Below are 15,837 nucleotides of genomic sequence, written 5' to 3' on the forward strand. Positions count from 1 at the left end.
GGCTCCCTTCCCTGCCCGGCCGGGGTCGGACGGCGGGAAGTTCCGTACGGACCTCCTGGGCCGCGGCGACCAGGTGCTCCAGGCAAACCCGCGTCTCGGGTAGCCGCGGGTCTTCAGGCCGCAGTCGGGATTGACCCACAGCCGCTCGGCCGGGATCGCCTCCAGTGCCTTCCGCAGCAGCGCCGACCAGACGCTTGCCGGGCAGGCCGCCCACGGCGGCGAGATCGGCGAGGTTGGCGGCGGCCCGCTCGGTGAAGTCCAGCGCCAGCCCCTCGACGGGCGCCTCGGCCAGCACCGGCAGCGCCTCGCCCAGCCGGTCGAAGTACGAGGCGACCAGCAGCTTGGGCCGGTCCGCGAGCGCGCCGGGCACGCGGTAGGCGCGGGCCGCGGCGCCCAGCTCGGCCCGGGTCCGGTCCTGGACGAGGGCGGGCCCGTCCAGCTGCACCCACTCGGCGCCCGCCGCGCGGAGGTCGGCGAGGACCCGGGCGTAGACGGGCAGCAGCCGGTCGAGCAGTGTCAACGGCTCGAAGCCGGCGGCAACGCCCGGGGCGGGCTTGGCCAGCAGGAGGTAGGTGACCGGGCCGACCAGCACGGGCCGGGCGGCCAGCCCGAGGTCGAGGGCCTCGCGCAGCTCCGCCACCTGCCGGCGGAGTCGGCGGCGAAGGCGGTGTCGGGGCCGAGTTCGGGTACGAGCTAGTGGTAGTTGGTGTCGAACCACTTGGTCATCTCCAGCGGCGCCACGTCCTGGTGCCGCGCGCCATCGCGAAGTAGCCGTCGAGGGCGTCGCCCTGGACCGCGGCGCGGTGCCAGGCGGGGATCGCACCGACCATCACGCTGGTGTCCAGCACGTGGTCGTAGTACGAGACGTCGCCGGTCGGCACGTCGGTGATGCCAGGCTCGGCGAGCCGCAGCCAGTTCGACCGCCGCAGGTTCCGGGCGCTCTCACGGAGGGCTTCGGCACTGACGCGGCCCTTCCAGTATCCCTTCGCAGTCGCGGGCACCGGCCTCTTCAAGAGCCGGGTCCCGGCGCAGGCGACCGGAGCCCCTCAGCCCCGGTCGTACGTGTGGAAGCCGCGGCCGGACTTCCGGCCCAGCAGTCCCGCCTGCACCATCCGCCGGAGCAATGGCGGTGGGGCGTACAGGGGCTCCTTGAACTCCTCGTACATCGACCCGGCGATGGCGGCGACGGTGTCGAGGCCGATGAGGTCCGCCAGCTTGAGAGGGCCCATGGGGTGGGCGCAGCCCAGCTCCATGCCGGTGTCGATGTCGGCGGGCGTGGCGTACCCGGATTCGGCCATCCGAATGGCCGAGAGGAGGTAGGGCACGAGGAGCGCGTTGACCACGAAGCCGGCCCGGTCCCGGGAGCGGATCGTGCTCTTGCCCAGGATGTCGCGGGCGAAGCCGTCCACCGCTCGGACGGTCTCCTCCGTGGTGTGGAGGGAGGAGACGATCTCCACGAGGGGGAGGACGGGGACCGGGTTGAAGAAGTGCAGGCCCACGACCCGGTCCGCGCGGCCCGTGGCCATACCCAGGCGCATGATCGGGATGGCGGAGGTGTTCGAGGCGAGGATGGCCTCCGGATCCTCGACGATCTTGTCGAGCGAGTTGAAGAGCTCCGTCTTGGCCTCGGCGTTCTCGGTGACGGCTTCGATGACGAGCTGCCGGTCGGCGAGCTCGTCGAGGCTGCCGGTGAAGACGAGGCGGGCGAGGGCGTCGTCCGCGGAGAGACGGTCGAGCTTCCCGCGCTGGACGGCCCGTTCCAGGGACATCGCGACACGTTCGCGGGCCGCCCGCGCGGCGGTGGCGTCGGCTTCGCAGACGACGGTGTCGAGTCCCGCGCGGGCGCACACCTCGGCGATCCCGGCTCCCATCTGGCCGCCTCCGACGACACCGACCCGGCGGACAGGGCTGTTCGAGATGTTCATGAGCGGGCGGCCTCCGTACGGCGGACGAGGTGGCGGGTGTAGGCGGCGGTGGTGAAGAAGGGCGGCAGGGTGAGGCCGAGCGCGGTCTCCTCCAGGAGCCGGCGCGCCTCGGCCACCAGGGCGCCGGGCTGTTCCCCGGCGAGAGCGGCGCACTCGGTGTCGAGGAGACCGAGGACGTACTCGCGGGTGAGGGCGCCGTGGCGCACCCACTGCCAGAGCTGCACGCGCGCGATCTCGGCCGTCGCCGCGTCCTCCATCAGCCCGTTCAGGGCGACCGCGCCCTGCCCGCGCAGCCAGGCGTCGGAGTACCGCAGCGCCACGGCGACGTCGGCGCGTACGCCCTCCGGTGTCGGCGGGCCGCTGATCCGGCGCACCGAGAGCAGATCGGCGGCATGGACGGCGACGTCGTCGCGGGTACGGTCCAGTTGGTGCGGCCGGTCGCCGAGGACCGCGTCGAAGACCTCCCGGCAGACGGGCACGAGGCCCGGGTGCGCGACCCGGGAGCCGTCGAATCCGGCCTCGGCCTCCCGTTCCTTGTCCAGCCGGACCCGGGCCAGTGCGGCCTCGTTGGCCGCCGCGTCCGTGCCGGGGACGTGGGCGGCCATGCCTCCGACGGCGTGGGCGCCGCGCTTGTGACAGGTGCGGACGAGCAGTTCGGTGTACGCCCGCATGAAGGGGGCGGTCATGGTGACCTTGGCCCGGTCGGGGAGCAGGAAGTCGGTGCGGTGGGCGAAGGTCTTGATCAGGCTGAAGAGGTAGTCCCGGCGGCCCGCGTTCAGGCCGGCGCTGTGCTCGCGCAGCTCGTAGAGGATCTCCTCCATCTCGAAGGCGGCGGTGACCGTCTCGATGAGTACGGTGGCCCGCACGGTGCCGCGGGGGATTCCGAGGAGCTCCTGGGCGAGGACGAAGACGTCGTTCCAGAGGCGGGCCTCGTAGCGGTTCTCCAGCTTGGGAAGGTAGAAGTACGGGCCGTACCCGGCGTCGATCTGCCGCTGCGCGCAGTGGAAGAAGTACAGGCCGAAGTCGACGAGCGAGGCGGAGACCGGGCGGCCGTCGATCTCCAGGTGCTCTTCGAGGAGGTGCCAGCCGCGAGGGCGGACCATGATCGTGGCGAGGTCCTGCCCGAGCCGGTACTCGTTGCCCCCGGGCGTGGTGAAGTCGATGCGCCGGTCGATCGCGTCACGCAGGTTCAGCTGCCCGCCGATGATGTTGTCCCAGGTGGGGGAGGTGGCGTCCTCGAAGTCGGCCATCCACACCCGCGCGCCGGAGTTGAGGGCGTTGACCGTCATCCGCCGCTCGGGCGGGCCGGTGATCTCGACCCGGCGGTCGGTCAGGCCCGGAGCGGGCGCGGCCACCCGCCAATGCGGGTCGGCGCGGACGGCCGAGGTGGCGACGGAGAAGTCGAGCGCAGTGCCCGAGGCCAGCTTGGCCGACCGGCGCCGTCGCTCCTTGAGGAGCTCCGGCCGGCGCTCGCCGAAGGCGGTGTCGAGACGGCCGATGAACTCCAGCGCCTCGGGGGTGAGGATCTCCTCGTGACGGTCGCCCGGTGCCCCGAGGACCTGGACACGGCGGGTCAGTGCGTGGGTGGACATGGGGTCTCCTGAGGGAGGACGTTCGGGGGAGGGCGTTCGAGCGAAGACGGTCCAGGCAGGGGGGCCGGCCCGGCCCCCGCCTGCCTGCCGGAGGCCGGGGTTCCCGGCAGCGGCCCGGCTAGTGGAACTGCTCTTCCTCGGTGGAGCCCGCGAGCGCGGTGGTGGAGGAGGCGGGGTTGACTGCGGTGGAGACGAGGTCGAAGTAGCCGGTGCCGACCTCGCGCTGGTGCTTGACCGCGGTGAACCCATGGGCCTGCGCGGCGAATTCGCGCTCCTGCAGGTCGACGTACGCGGTCATCCCGTGCTCGGCGTAGCCGCGGGCGAGGTCGAACATGCCGTGGTTGAGGGAGTGGAAGCCGGCCAGGGTGATGAACTGGAAGCGGTAGCCCATGGCACCCAGCTCCCGCTGGAACTTGGCGATCTGGTCGTCGTCCAGGGCCGCCTTCCAGTTGAAGGAGGGCGAGCAGTTGTAGGCGAGCATCTGGTCCGGGTACCGGGCGTGGATCGCCTCGGCGAACTCGCGGGCCTGCGCCAGATCGGGCGTGCCGGTCTCCACCCAGATGAGATCGGCGTACGGGGCGTATGCGAGGCCGCGGGCGATGACCGGGGCCATGCCGTTCTGCACGTGGTAGAAGCCCTCGGCGGTGCGCTCGCCGGTGACGAACCGCGCGTCGCGCTCGTCGACATCGCTGGTCAGCAGGTTCGCGGCGAGGGCGTCCGTACGGGCGATGACCAGCGTCGGGGTGTCGGCGATGTCGGCGGCGAGGCGGGCGGCGTTGAGGGTGCGGATGTGCTGGGAGGTCGGCACCAGGACCTTGCCGCCGAGGTGGCCGCACTTCTTCTCGGAGGCGAGCTGGTCCTCGTAGTGGACGCCTGCCGCACCGGCCGCGATCATCGCCTTGGTCAGCTCGAAGGCGTTGAGCGGGCCGCCGAATCCGGCCTCGGCGTCCGCGACGATCGGAGCCAGCCAGTCGGTGCGGTCCGCGCCGCCCTCGGCAGTGGCGATCTGGTCGGCGCGCAGCAGGGCGTTGTTGATCCTGCGCACCACCTGGGGAACCGAGTTGACCGGGTAGAGGCTCTGGTCGGGGTAGGTGTGCCCGGCCTGGTTGGCGTCGGCGGCGACCTGCCAGCCGGACAGGTAGATGGCCTGGAGCCCGGCCCGGACCTGCTGGACGGCCTGACCGCCGGTGAGCGCGCCGAGGGCGTGGACGTAGTCCAGCTCGTGCAGCTGCCGCCAGAGCCGTTCGGCGCCGCGGCGGGCGAGGGTGTGCTCCTCGCGGACGCTGCCGGAGAGCCGGACCACGTCCTCGGGGGTGTACGTGCGCTCGATGCCCGCCCAGCGGGGATCGGTCGCCCACCGCCGCGCGAGGTCCGCTGCTGCCGCCGTCGTCGTCTCTGCCTGAGCCATGAGGTCACGGTCTCCATGAGTGTGAAAGATGCCAAGCGATGGCACCTCGTGCCGAGTGATGGGTTGCGGCCGCCGGGGCTGGGTCCCGTGCTTCGCTTCAGCCGCCTGATCCGGCGGGCCGTGGTTACGACTCTCCCAGCGGCACCCAGTGCCAACAACCATGGACGGCTGCCAAGTTATGCGAATCTTCTGAAGGGCTTTTGCGAATCTTGCAAAGGTCGGAGCGGTCGGATCCTCGCGTACGCTGACGACTGTTCGGACGGGCCGGGGCGGGTGGACGAGTGGGCGAGGGGCGCGGTGAGCAAGACCTACGCGGGAACGCGGCTGAGGCGGCTGCGCGAGGAGCGGCGGATGAGCCAGGCGGAACTGGCCCGGGTCCTCGGCATCTCACCCAGCTACCTCAACCAGATGGAGCACGACTCGCGGCCGCTGACCGTACCGGTCCTGCTTCGCCTGACCGAGGCCTTCGGCGTCGACCCCGGCTTCTTCTCGGAACGCGACACCAGCCGCCTGGTGGCGGACCTGCGCGAAGCCCTCGCGGGTGAGGTCGCCGAGGCCCGCGTGTCCCCTTCCGACCTTGCGGAACTCGCCTCGCGGATGCCCGCCGTCGCGCAGGTCCTCCTGGACCTCGGCCGACGCGGCCAGGTGCTCGCCGAGCGGCTCTCGGACGCCGCGGAGAGCAGGGACGGCGCCGCCGGCGCGCCCCGCTCCCCGCACGAGGAGATCCGGGAATTCTTCTACCGCCGCCAGAACTACCTGCACGACACGGACCTCGCCGCCGAGAGCCTCGCCCGCGAGATCGGCATCCGCCCGGGCGACGTCCTGCGAGCCCTCGCCCGGAGGCTCACGGAGCGCCATCAGGTGCGGGTCACCTCCGCCACCGACATGCTCCACCACTACGACCCCGCCGCCCGGGTCCTGCGTCTCTCGGCCCGGCTGCGCCCCGGCCAGCAGGCATTTCGCATGGCCACCCAACTGGCCCTGCTGGAGTACGGCGAAGAGCTGGACCAGCTGGCCGCCGAGGACTTTCCGGACGGCTCCACCGAGCACGCCCTGGCGCGGATCGGGATCGCCAGCTACTTCGCCGCCGGACTGATCCTCCCGTACACCGCCTTCCACGCGGCCGCCGAGGAGTACCGGTACGACATCGAACGCCTCACGGACCACTTCGGTGTCGGCTACGAGACCGTCTGCCACCGGCTGAGCACACTCCAGCGGCCCCGGCTGCGCGGCGTCCCGTTCTCCTTCGTCCGGGTGGACCGGGCGGGCAACATGTCCAAGCGGCAGTCGGCCACCGGCTTCCACTTCTCCCGCGCGGGCGGCACCTGTCCGCTGTGGAACGTGTACGAGGCCTTCGCCGCGCCCGGCCGCATCCACGTCCAGATCGCCGCCATGCCCGACGGCGGGCGCTACCTGTGGACGGCCCGCGCCGTCACCCGCCACCGCGGCGGCTGGGGCGAACCCGGCAAGACCTTCGCCATCGGGCTGGGCTGCGAGATCCGGCACGCGTCCCGCCTCGTCTACTCCGACGGACTCGACCTCGACAACACCGCCGCCGCCACCCCGATCGGCATGGGATGCCGCCTGTGCGAACGGCTCGACTGCCCCCAGCGAGCGGTGCCTCCGCTCGGCCGGCCCCTGGCCGTGGACGAGAACTCCAGCACCTTCGTCCCGTACCGGATCGTCGGCGAAGCCCGCGACGGGGCCCGCGACGGGACCTAGTTGCGTTGTCCGGACATCTCGCGACCGGCTACGGCGCGCCCAACCGCCTGGCTTCCCGCTCCGTCACCGGCTCCCCGGCCCTGACCCCGTGCAGAACGTGCGCCAGCACCTCCGCGCCCCGGACCACCCGAGGACCCGGCCGGTTGAAGTACGCGGGCCCGTCCAGCACCCACACCTGACCCGCGCGTGCGGCAGGCAGGTCCGCCCAGCCGGGGAGCGAGGTCAGGAGATCCACCTCGCGCACGGTGCGTTCGGGGGAGAAGCCGCAGGGAAGGACGAGCGCGACATCTGGGCGGGCCGCACGCAGCGCCTCCCAGGTGACCGGCCTGGTGTGCTCGCCGGGCGAGGCGAGTAGCGCCTGCCCGCCCGCGGTGACGATCTGCTCGGGCACCCAATGCCCCGCCGGCCACAGGGGGTCGAGCCATTCGATGGCGGCCACCCGGGGGCGGGGCAGGCCCTTCGTCAGGCGCGCCACGTGCGCCAGGCGCTCCCGCAGTTCGGCTCGCCGCCGCTCGGCCCGGTCCCGCACGCCGAGCAGTTCGCCCACGGTGACCAGGCAGTCCAGTACCTCGTCCAGCGTGCGCGGTTCCAGACTCAGCACCCGTGGCCCGGGGCCGCCGCGGACACGTACGGCCTCGGACACGCCCTGGTACGACACGGCGCAGACGTCGCACAGGTCCTGCGTGAGGATGACGTCCGGGGCAAGGTCCGCCAGCGCCTCGGTGTCCAGCGTGTAGAGCGAGGAGCCGGAGTGGGCGGCGCCCCCGACCGCGTCGGAGATCTCCCGGCTGGTGAGCGTGTCGGCGGCGAACTCCGCGCCCGTGACGACCGGGACCGGGCCGATCACCTCGGCCGGCCAGTCGCACTCGTGGGTACGGCCCACCAGGTCACCGGCCAGACCGAGGTCGGCCACGATGTCGGTGGCCGCGGGCAGCAGAGAGACGATGCGCATGCGCCGACTCTAGGACAGGCCGGTCCCTTGTCCGCCATTCGTGTCATTCCCGCACATCATCGCCGTCCCACCGTCCTAGGATGATCCGGCCGCGGCCGCCGGCGGCGCGGCACGTCAATGCGATGTCCAGCAGATGGAAAGGGAGTTGAGGGATGAAGCAACTGCGCGTCCTGGTCGCTGTCGGAGTCCTCGCGCTGGGATCGGTCGGTGCGGAAGGCGTCGCCCAGGCCGCCCCGTCATACCCCGACTGCCCGGCAGCGCAGATCTTCGCCACCGACAACACCGCGATCATCACGGACCCCGCCGACCCCCGGCTCCAGACCCGCCTGATGCGCTTCGACCACGAGGTACGGAAGATCATCCACGCCAACGGCGCGAGGCCCGGCGCCTCGACCCTGCTCGACGGCGTGTTCTGGTCCGACGACCTGAAGCAGCCCACGTACGAGCGCTCGCGCGAGTTCGAGGTCAACAAGGCCGGCCGCGACGGGCTGCACCACATCGCCGGCGTCATCGCCAAGCAGTACCACCAGGAATCGGTCCTCACCTTCCGGTGCCTGCCGCGCACCGCCCCGGACACCGACGCGGTCGAGATCCGGGCCGACGGCGTCAGCGCGACCCGCCTGCACGACGCGCTGATCGCCGACCCCGAGGCCCGCGACCGGCTCGGCGGCGGTTCGGTCGCCCTCGACGGGCAGCTCATCCTCGTCGCCCCGCTCGAAGACCTCGGGCTCGCCCGGAAGTTCACCGCCGCTCTCGGCGTCGACTGGAACGCCGCCCAAGTCCGCTTCGGGGACGAAGAGTTCGTCGCATAGGCGGGATAGGCCAGGCGGGGCGCGGCGAGCTCAGGCTGTGCGACGGACCGTTCAGCCGGTGTTCTCGTCCAGGGGGACGACGAGTCCGATGCTCTCGGCCGCCACGGCGATGGCGTAGTCGAAGAACGCGGCTTCGTCCCTGACACTGTCGTGGGTACGGCTGAAGACCTGGAACACCAGGAGTCCGACCAGATTGCTCCACAGGACGATGCCGCGCTCGAGGATGTCCGAGAAGGGGGCCTCCGGCACGCCGCCGAAGAGCTCCGTGGCCGCCGGCAGGAGCAGCGGCGGGCCGGGTACCGTCCGCCGGGGCGGGGTGAGTTCACCGCCCTCCAGCGCAGACCGCACGATGCCGGCGAGTACCGCGGGGGTGCGCGAGGCGGGCGGCACCGTGTCCTGCGGGGCGTGGTAGCCCGGCACCGGCGAGCCGTAGATCAGCGTGAACTCAGCGGGGTTGTCGAAGGACCACTGCCGCAGGGCGCGCGTGACCGACAGGAGCCGTGCACCGGCAGACGCACGGGCCTGCACCGCGGCCCCGTCCGCCCGCTCCATCGCGGCGCCGGACGCGTTGTAGGCGTCGATGACCAGTGCGGTCAGCAGGTCGTCCCGGTGCGGGAAGAGGGATTCCACATCGGTGACGGCAAGACCGCTGTCGCGCGCCACGGCATCCAGGGACAGCCCTCCGGCACCCAGCTTCCCCAGCTGCTGCCGCGCGGTGTCCTTGATCACCGTCGACGCCGTCACATTGCCGACGGTCGAACCTGTTGCTGAAACGTCCATGCCGGAACCGTACCCGGCGGCGCCGACAGCCTTGGGTGCGGCCTCCCGAACTCCCCTACCGCGGACGGTGATCCGGCCACCCCCGACCGTCGGGGAACCTCAGCGCCAGCCGGGGTGGCCTTCGGAGGAGGTACCGGTGGTGAGCGCACGCTCGCCCGTCCCGTCGGTGCGCACGGCCCAGACGACGGGCTTCTCGTACGGGCCGCGGACGAATGCCACCCAGGTGCCGTCGACGGACCAGGTGGGGTCCATCTCGTGGGCGGCGGTGGCCACCAGGTCACGATCGTGCGTGCCGTCGGCGTCCACGAGACGGATGTCGCCCTGACTGCCCGTGCCGTACGTCCCCGCGGTGTACGCGAAGGTCGTGCCGTCCGGGGACCACACGGGGTCGAGCGCCGGATGGGGCAGCCGGGTCACCTGCTGGGGCGCGCGGTCCGGGGCTGCGGGGTCGACCACGTGGATCTGCCAGTTCTCGGGCGCCGTCTGCAGACAGACGGCGATGCGCTTGCCGTCCGGAGACCACGCGGGATCCTCGACCTGGCCCGCGCCCGTGGTGATCTGGGTGGCGGAGCCATCGGCGACGGTGACCACGAACAGTTGCTGTACGCCGTCCTTCTTGCGGAGTACGGCGAGCCGGCTGCCGTCCGGCGACCAGGACACCCTGCCGCCGGCGATGGAGGCGACCCGCCGCGCGTTCGAGCCGTCGGCGTTGGCGGTCCAGACCGCCGACCCCTCGGACGTGGAGCGGGTGAACGCGAAGGACCTGCGGTCGGGGGACCACTGGGGCAGGGTGTCGCACGCGCCCCCTGCGACGAGCTGCACGGGCGTGGCGGCCGCGGCGTCCCGGCGGGCGATCACGCCGTGACACGTCCCGGGCCAGCCCGGGGCGGTGTCCTGCCGGATCAGCAGGGGGTCGGTGGGGAAGGGGGCGGGGGTGGAGGCGGATCCGGTCGGCGTGAGCGCGCCGGGCTTGGCGTTGTCGTCGGGGGAGCCGGTCCAGGGATGCCACACGAGCAGTCCGCCGGCCGCGAGGGAGATCACGAGCGCTGCCGCAACGACCGCGCGGCGGCGCCGGGGCTCCGCGTCAGCGGTCTGCTGCGGCCCGCCCGCGGCTCCGGGCCGGGGTGTCGGGATGGGGGTGGGGGTGGGCGGCGCCGCGGGCCCCGTGCCCACCGCCGAGGTCTCGGTCCTGGGCTGCTGCCTACGGGGCTCCGCATCTGTGACCTGGTGGGCGTCCGGTCCCGGCGCAGGGTGCTGCGCTCCCGGGGTGTCGCGCGGCGCACCCGGCGCGGCGGGCTGCGCATCCGGCTCCTGCCGGGGCAGCAGTTGTGTTGCCGCGTCCGGCAGCCAGCAGTCACCGGCCGCGTGGCGGATCGTCAGGCTGCCCAGGAAGGCCGACGGAGTGGGACGTGCCTGCGGGTCCTTGGACAGGCAGGCGGCGACGGCTTCGCGGAGCTCACCGGGGACGGCGGTCAGGTCCGGTTCCTCATGGACGACCTTGTAGTGCCGGGCCGCCGACGGGCCGTCGCCGAACGGGGAGCCACCCGCCGCCTGGGTGAGCACCACTCCCAGAGCGAACATGTCGACCGCGGGGGTGACGGCGCCACTGGTGAGTTGCTCGGGTGCCAGGAATCCCGGCGTGCCGATCTGCAGGCCGGTCTGGGTCAGAGCCGTTCCGTCCAGGGCGCGCGCGATGCCGAAGTCGATGACGCGCGGCCCGTCCTCCGCGATGATGATGTTCGCGGGCTTGAGGTCGCGATGGATGACCCCGGCCCGGTGGATCGCCTCCAGGGCCTCGGCCAGGCCGGCCGCCAGTACGGTGAGGGTGTCCAGGGGCAGCGACCCGACGCGCGCGAGCACCGCTTGCAGGGTGGGGCCGGGGACGAAGGCGGTTACCAGCCAGGCCGGCTCCCCGTCCGGGTCCGCGTCCACGACCGGTGCGGTGTGGAAGCCGCCGACCCGCCGCGCGGCCGCGACCTCGTCGGCGAACCTGCGCTTGAACCCCGGCTCGGTGCTCAGCTCGGGACGTACGACCTTGACGGCCACCGCACGGCCGGACTGGGACCGGCCCAGGTAGACGACACCCATGCCCCCCTGGCCGAGCCGTCCCACCAGTCGGTAGCGGCCCTCGCCGACCGAGGTGGGATCGCCCGTTTCGAGCGGCTTCATGGGTCCCCCGTTTCACACCTTGCGCGATGACAGCCCCTCCCTACCTGCAGCGCCGACCATCAGTCAAGCTCGGCGCTTTTCGGCCACCGGATCACGACAGGCGTGCGAGCTCGGCGCGGATCTCCTCCTCGCGGCTCGGGGCGTCCAGGCTGCGGACGAGGGCGAGCGCCTCCCGCAGCGCCTCGCGGGCGAGGTCGGGCCGACCGCTGTGTTCCTGGACGCGGCCGAGGGCGGTGAGCATGGTGGCGAGAGCGCCGCGGTCCCGCTCGGCCCGGTGGAAGGCGATCGCGGAGCCGAGCGTGCTCTCGGCCTCCGGGTAGCGGCCCGCCGCGTCGTACGCTAGAGCGAGATGCCACGCGCACCAGGCCTCCTCGCCGGGATTGCCCCGGTCCCGGCTCAGCCGCAGTGCCTCCTCCTGGGTGCTCACGGCGTCGTCCGGGCGCCCGCTCTGCAACTGGGCGTCCGAGATGTGGGCGGCGAGCCAGATCCGCGCCCCGGTGTCGCCCTGCGCGTCGTAGATACGGCCTGCCTCCGCGTACCGGAGCATGCCTTCCTCCGGGTGGCCCGACTGGCATGCGAAGTCGCCGTAGTGCGTGAGCACCCAGCCACGGCGGCCGTCGTCCCCGCGCTCGGTGGTGATCTCCAGGGCCCGCTCGTACAGCGCGGCGATGCCGTCGGTGCGGCCGAGCAGGCGCCGGGCCTCGGCCAGATGGATGAGCGAGCCCAGTTCGGCGGGACCGTCTTGCTGTTCCCGTGCCGCCTCCACCGCCCACGCCTTGGCGGCTTCGAGGTCCTCCCACCTCCCGCGGTACGCGAGCAGCCCGTACAACGACGTGGCCAGCGCGGTGACCAGGTCCCATTCGCCGCTCTCGTGGGCGGCGCGCAGGCCTGCCTGCACGTTGGTGTGCTCCTGGGCGTACCAGGCGAGCGCCTCCTCGGGCGGCCGTTCGTGCGCGCCGGGCAGGGACATCCACGCGGCCAGTGACCGCTCGTACCACTGGACGGCACGGCGCAGGGTGGCCTTCCGGTGCGGTTCGGGGTCCTCGTTCTCCGCCCGTTCGCGAGCGTAGAGCCGCAGCATGTCGTGGAGCTGGTACCGGGCGACCGCCTCGCCCCGGATCTCCACCAGTTGCTGGTCGGCGAGTTCGGCGAGCAGTGCCTCCGCGTGCTGCGCGGACAGCTTGGTGGCCCCGGCGGCGGCCTCGGCGCTGAAGTCGACGCCGGGCAGGAGGCCCAGACAGCGGAAGAAGCCCTGGGTGTCCTCCCGTAGGAGCTGGTAGCTGAGGTCGAAGCTGCTGCGCAATCCTGTGTCTCCGGTCCGTAGGCCGAGTAGTGATGCCCTGTTGCCGGCGAGTCTGTCGGCGAGGACCGACAGGGGACGACGGCGCAGCGTCGGCGAGGCGGCGGCCGCCGCAGTGACACGGATCGCCAGCGGCAGCCCGCCCACCAGCGTGACGATGGAACGGCAGGCCTCCCGGTCGAAGACCGCCCGGCTGCCCACCATCCGTTCGAACAGGCGCAGTCCTTCGTCATCAGGCAGCGGGTCGAGCGGCAGCAGGTCGGCCCCTTCGAGCGCCGTGAGCGCCGAACGGCTCGTCACGACGGCCGCGCTGCCCGGCGCGTCCGGGAGCAGCGGTTCCACCTGCCGGGCGCTCACCGCGTTGTCGATGACGACGAGGCTGGGGCCCTGGCGCAGGATGCGCCTGAGCTCGCGGCGCCGTTCGTCCGGTTCGTGGGGCATCAGGTCGGGCTTCACACCGAGGTGGCCGAGGAGCTGGACGACGGCGGCGTCGGTGGAGACGGCCGCTTCGGAGGCTCCGCCGAGGTCGACCAGGACGCGCGCGTACGGGAAGACGGACCCCAGCCGGTGGCCGAGCTGCCGGGCGAGCGTGGTCTTGCCGACGCCGCCCATGCCGTACAGGACGACGACCGGGACGGACTCGCCGAGTTCCCGGGTGAGCAGGGCCGTGGCCTCGGCGGCCTCCTGCTCGCGGTCGGTGAAGTGAGCGCTGGGCCGGCCCAGGGCCAGCCGTCCGCCGCTGGCGACGGCGGGACGCGAAGGGACGGACGGGGAACGCGGGCGGACGGTGACCCAGGCCCCGAGGCCGAGCTGCCGCCACCACCGGCTGCTGCGGCTGCCGTCGAGGGCGGCGAGTTCGGTCACCGGCACGACGGTCAGGGACGAAGGCCCCTCCGGGCCGTGGTGCCCGGAGATCACCCCCACGGCGAGCGGGCCGTGCACGGGATCCTGCACGAACACCACGGCTCCCGACATGCCCTGCCACTGCGATCTGCGCGCCGACCCGGCGGGCGGGGCGGGCGGGGTGGCGCCGGTCTCCAGGTGCAGCAGTCCGCGCCGGATGTGGAACCCGGGCAGGACGCTGCCGTACACCTCGACGCTGTCCCGTAGCCGGGGCAGGTCCGGGGCGTGCGCCGGGTGCGTGTTGAATCCCGGAAAGCCCATCGCCCAGCAGTCCGGTACGGGGGTGATCCCGCTCCGGTCGATCCGGGCGAACGCCACCTTGGACGGGGGCCGGGGGAAGTCCTCGTCCGCCACGTGCAGCACGGCGATGTCGGGGCCGCCCGGTGGCCCGGCGGCCACCACGGCCGCCCTGTACTCGCGGTGATCGAGTCGGCGGACCAGGACCTCCTCGTCCGGGGCGGGGCCGGTCGTCACGTTGTGCGCCGCCGTGAGCACGTACGAGGCGCCGACCGCGTGGCCCGAGCCCACGGTCCACGCGGATCGACCGGCCCCGGCCGGGCGTCGGCGCAGTACCTCCACTGCGTGATCCGTCAGGTTCACCGTTCGTCGTCCCGTCTGTCGGCACGGTTCAGGGCTTCTGGTGACTCTCGTCGAACACCTTGACGGTCTCCCCCTGGCCGTTCACGGGAGGCTGGAGTGTGAGCGTGATCCGTTGTACCTGTTCCCTGGCGTACGAGCCCTCGCTCTCCATCTCCACCACCCAGAAGCGCACCCCTGCCTTGCCGCCGCCCTGACGCGTCACTCCGACGTGGAACTCCAGCTCGATATGGCCGACTTCGAACCGGATGCCGGCGCCGTCGGCCGCCGCGACGGCCTCGTCCAGCTCGGTACGCAACGCCGCTATGGTTTCCGCGAGCCCCAGCTTCACCGCTGTTCCCCCTCCGGATGCCCCCGCCCTCGTACGGGCGCGGGGCAAGTCTTCCCACTCCGGAAGCGAAAGCCACTTCAGGGGAGACGCACGTCACATTCGGGGCCTGTCACATCTTGCCGAGCCGCTGTGTCAAAGAGGCGTAACCATCGACAACGGCAAGGAGTGCACCATGGATGCGCGTTTGAACCTCTTCGACAACGCGGTCGCGGCCAAGTCCCTCAGGCACTTCGTCTCGGCGAACAAGGCGGTCTCGGACTCGACGCTGCCGGCCGCGACCCAGGAGCTGGTGAAGATCCGCGCCAGCCAGATCAACGGCTGCGGTTTCTGCACCGACATGCACACCAAGGACGCCGCGCACGCCGGGGAGACCTCCACCCGCCTCAACCTGGTCGCGGCCTGGCGGGAGGCCAAGGTGTTCACCGATGCCGAGCGCGCCGCCCTGGAGCTGGCGGAGCAGGGCACCCGCATAGCCGACGCGGCCGGTGGCGTCACCGACGAGGCCTGGGCCGACGCCGCCAAGCACTACGACGAGGACCAGCTCGCCGCCCTGGTGTCGCTCATCGCCATCATCAACGCATTCAACCGGGTGAACGTCATGGTCCAGCAGCCCGCCGGGGACTACCAGCCCGGACAGTTCGGATAACGGTCGTACGCGACCGGCGGCGGCAGCCGGGGCGCCTCTCAGGTGAAGGCCCCCGCGCGCGCCGCCGCCACGGCTGCTCGCACCGCCTGCTCCGCCGCGGCTTCGTCGAGGGGGGCGCCGGTGACCAGGAACCGGTAGTACAGCGGGGCCGAGACGGCCCGGACCACTTCTTCCGCGTCAGTACCCGTAGGCAACTCGCCCCGCTCGACGGCTTGTCGGACGCACGGCGCCCACTCCGCGACGCGTACCTCGTAGAAGCGGTGCAGGGCCTCGGCCGTCCTCTCGTCGGTCGTGGCCGCGGCGATCACCGCCTTGAACAGCGCGCCCTGGCGGGAGTCCGTCAACGTGCGCCGTACGAGCAGGGCGTTGGCCCGGAGGTCTTCGAGCAGGGAACCCGTCTCGGTGTGCGGCAGCGACTGCTCGGCCATGTCCGTCAGCAGGTCGGCGACGAGGGCGGCCACGGTTCCCCAGCGGCGGTACACGGTCGTCTTGCCCACCTCGGCTCGCCGGGCGACCTCGGCGAGATCCAGTCCGTGGAAGCCCGCCTCCGCCAGGGTGTCCCCGGCCGCCTGCAGCACCGCCGCCCGAACCCGCGCCGTACGGCCCCCGGGACGCACGGTCCCCGGATCGGGATCTCTGGTCTTCATAACGGGTCTCCGGTTCCATTAGTCGTCGTTCGCTGTTACGTTGGACCCACCTT

General features: G+C 72.4%; 12 protein-coding genes and 1 pseudogene. 3 read left to right on the plus strand and 10 right to left on the minus strand.

Annotation, left to right across the window (positions count from 1 at the left end; genetic code table 11):
• Window positions 1-166: 166 nt before the first annotated feature.
• From ACFYOB_RS27025 to aceA, 4 genes and pseudogenes are all read right to left on the minus strand, one after another.
• A pseudogene (locus tag ACFYOB_RS27025) lies at window positions 167-986 on the minus strand (5-methyltetrahydropteroyltriglutamate--homocysteine S-methyltransferase); the annotation flags it as partial.
• Between the two features lie 60 nt (window positions 987-1,046).
• On the minus strand, window positions 1,047-1,925 hold the full coding sequence (locus ACFYOB_RS27030; protein ID WP_388563663.1) for a 3-hydroxybutyryl-CoA dehydrogenase: 879 nt from the start codon (window positions 1,923-1,925) through the stop codon (window positions 1,047-1,049).
• A complete protein-coding gene (gene aceB, locus ACFYOB_RS27035) occupies window positions 1,922-3,517 on the minus strand; it encodes a malate synthase A (RefSeq protein ID WP_388563665.1) in 1,596 nt (531 codons plus the stop codon). The genes ACFYOB_RS27030 and aceB overlap by 4 nt, the downstream gene beginning before the upstream one ends.
• Window positions 3,518-3,635: 118 nt before the next feature.
• Window positions 3,636-4,925, minus strand: coding sequence for an isocitrate lyase (gene aceA, locus ACFYOB_RS27040; RefSeq protein ID WP_388563667.1), 1,290 nt, complete (start codon window positions 4,923-4,925; stop codon window positions 3,636-3,638).
• Window positions 4,926-5,222: 297 nt separating this feature from the next.
• Here aceA and ACFYOB_RS27045 point away from each other — a divergent pair, with 297 nt between their 5' ends.
• Entirely contained in the window at window positions 5,223-6,647 is a 1,425-nt protein-coding gene (locus ACFYOB_RS27045; RefSeq protein WP_388563669.1) for a short-chain fatty acyl-CoA regulator family protein, read from the plus strand.
• Window positions 6,648-6,675: 28 nt separating this feature from the next.
• Here ACFYOB_RS27045 and ACFYOB_RS27050 read toward each other — a convergent pair whose 3' ends face one another.
• Window positions 6,676-7,599 carry a cobalamin-binding protein gene (locus tag ACFYOB_RS27050; protein ID WP_388563671.1) on the minus strand — a complete coding sequence of 308 codons (924 nt, stop codon included), beginning with the start codon at window positions 7,597-7,599 and terminating at the stop codon, window positions 6,676-6,678.
• A 152-nt stretch (window positions 7,600-7,751) separates the two neighbouring features.
• On the opposite strand from ACFYOB_RS27050, the gene ACFYOB_RS27055 reads away from it, so the two are divergent.
• The gene (locus ACFYOB_RS27055) at window positions 7,752-8,411 is read left to right on the plus strand and encodes a hypothetical protein (RefSeq protein ID WP_388563673.1); all 660 of its coding nucleotides are present in this window, start codon (window positions 7,752-7,754) and stop codon (window positions 8,409-8,411) included.
• A gap of 51 nt (window positions 8,412-8,462) precedes the next feature.
• On the opposite strand, the gene ACFYOB_RS27060 is transcribed toward ACFYOB_RS27055, so the two are convergent.
• The 4 genes from ACFYOB_RS27060 to ACFYOB_RS27075 form a co-directional block, all read right to left on the minus strand.
• Window positions 8,463-9,191, minus strand: coding sequence for a TetR-like C-terminal domain-containing protein (locus tag ACFYOB_RS27060; protein WP_388563675.1), 729 nt, complete (start codon window positions 9,189-9,191; stop codon window positions 8,463-8,465).
• Between the two features lie 99 nt (window positions 9,192-9,290).
• Complete coding sequence (locus ACFYOB_RS27065; RefSeq protein WP_388563677.1) at window positions 9,291-11,360, minus strand: protein kinase; 2,070 nt, start codon at window positions 11,358-11,360, stop codon at window positions 9,291-9,293.
• A gap of 91 nt (window positions 11,361-11,451) precedes the next feature.
• Entirely contained in the window at window positions 11,452-14,163 is a 2,712-nt protein-coding gene (locus ACFYOB_RS27070) for a tetratricopeptide repeat protein (RefSeq protein ID WP_388563679.1), read from the minus strand.
• Between the two features lie 28 nt (window positions 14,164-14,191).
• A complete protein-coding gene (locus ACFYOB_RS27075) occupies window positions 14,192-14,491 on the minus strand; it encodes a trypco2 family protein (RefSeq protein WP_388563681.1) in 300 nt (99 codons plus the stop codon).
• A gap of 172 nt (window positions 14,492-14,663) precedes the next feature.
• Here ACFYOB_RS27075 and ACFYOB_RS27080 point away from each other — a divergent pair, with 172 nt between their 5' ends.
• Window positions 14,664-15,137, plus strand: coding sequence for a carboxymuconolactone decarboxylase family protein (locus tag ACFYOB_RS27080; protein ID WP_388563683.1), 474 nt, complete (start codon window positions 14,664-14,666; stop codon window positions 15,135-15,137).
• A gap of 38 nt (window positions 15,138-15,175) precedes the next feature.
• Here the strand turns inward: ACFYOB_RS27080 and ACFYOB_RS27085 are convergent, their stop codons facing one another.
• Window positions 15,176-15,784, minus strand: coding sequence for a TetR/AcrR family transcriptional regulator (locus ACFYOB_RS27085; protein WP_388563685.1), 609 nt, complete (start codon window positions 15,782-15,784; stop codon window positions 15,176-15,178).
• Window positions 15,785-15,837 lie beyond the last annotated feature (53 nt).

The organism is Streptomyces sp. NPDC006463, assembly GCF_042870715.1.
In the GTDB taxonomy this organism is placed as follows: Bacteria; Actinomycetota; Actinomycetes; order Streptomycetales; family Streptomycetaceae; genus Streptomyces.

What these genes read in the sequence shown, in the direction of transcription:
- ACFYOB_RS27030 (WP_388563663.1), bottom strand. Translation starts at nt 1,925, where the DNA reads ATGAACATCTCGAACAGCCCTGTCCGCCGGGTCGGTGTCGTCGGAGGC.
- aceB (WP_388563665.1), bottom strand. Translation starts at nt 3,517, where the DNA reads ATGTCCACCCACGCACTGACCCGCCGTGTCCAGGTCCTCGGGGCACCG.
- aceA (WP_388563667.1), bottom strand. Translation starts at nt 4,925, where the DNA reads ATGGCTCAGGCAGAGACGACGACGGCGGCAGCAGCGGACCTCGCGCGG.
- ACFYOB_RS27050 (WP_388563671.1), bottom strand. Translation starts at nt 7,599, where the DNA reads ATGCGCATCGTCTCTCTGCTGCCCGCGGCCACCGACATCGTGGCCGAC.
- ACFYOB_RS27055 (WP_388563673.1), top strand. Translation starts at nt 7,752, where the DNA reads ATGAAGCAACTGCGCGTCCTGGTCGCTGTCGGAGTCCTCGCGCTGGGA.
- ACFYOB_RS27060 (WP_388563675.1), bottom strand. Translation starts at nt 9,191, where the DNA reads ATGGACGTTTCAGCAACAGGTTCGACCGTCGGCAATGTGACGGCGTCG.
- ACFYOB_RS27065 (WP_388563677.1), bottom strand. Translation starts at nt 11,360, where the DNA reads ATGAAGCCGCTCGAAACGGGCGATCCCACCTCGGTCGGCGAGGGCCGC.
- ACFYOB_RS27080 (WP_388563683.1), top strand. Translation starts at nt 14,664, where the DNA reads ATGGATGCGCGTTTGAACCTCTTCGACAACGCGGTCGCGGCCAAGTCC.
- ACFYOB_RS27085 (WP_388563685.1), bottom strand. Translation starts at nt 15,784, where the DNA reads ATGAAGACCAGAGATCCCGATCCGGGGACCGTGCGTCCCGGGGGCCGT.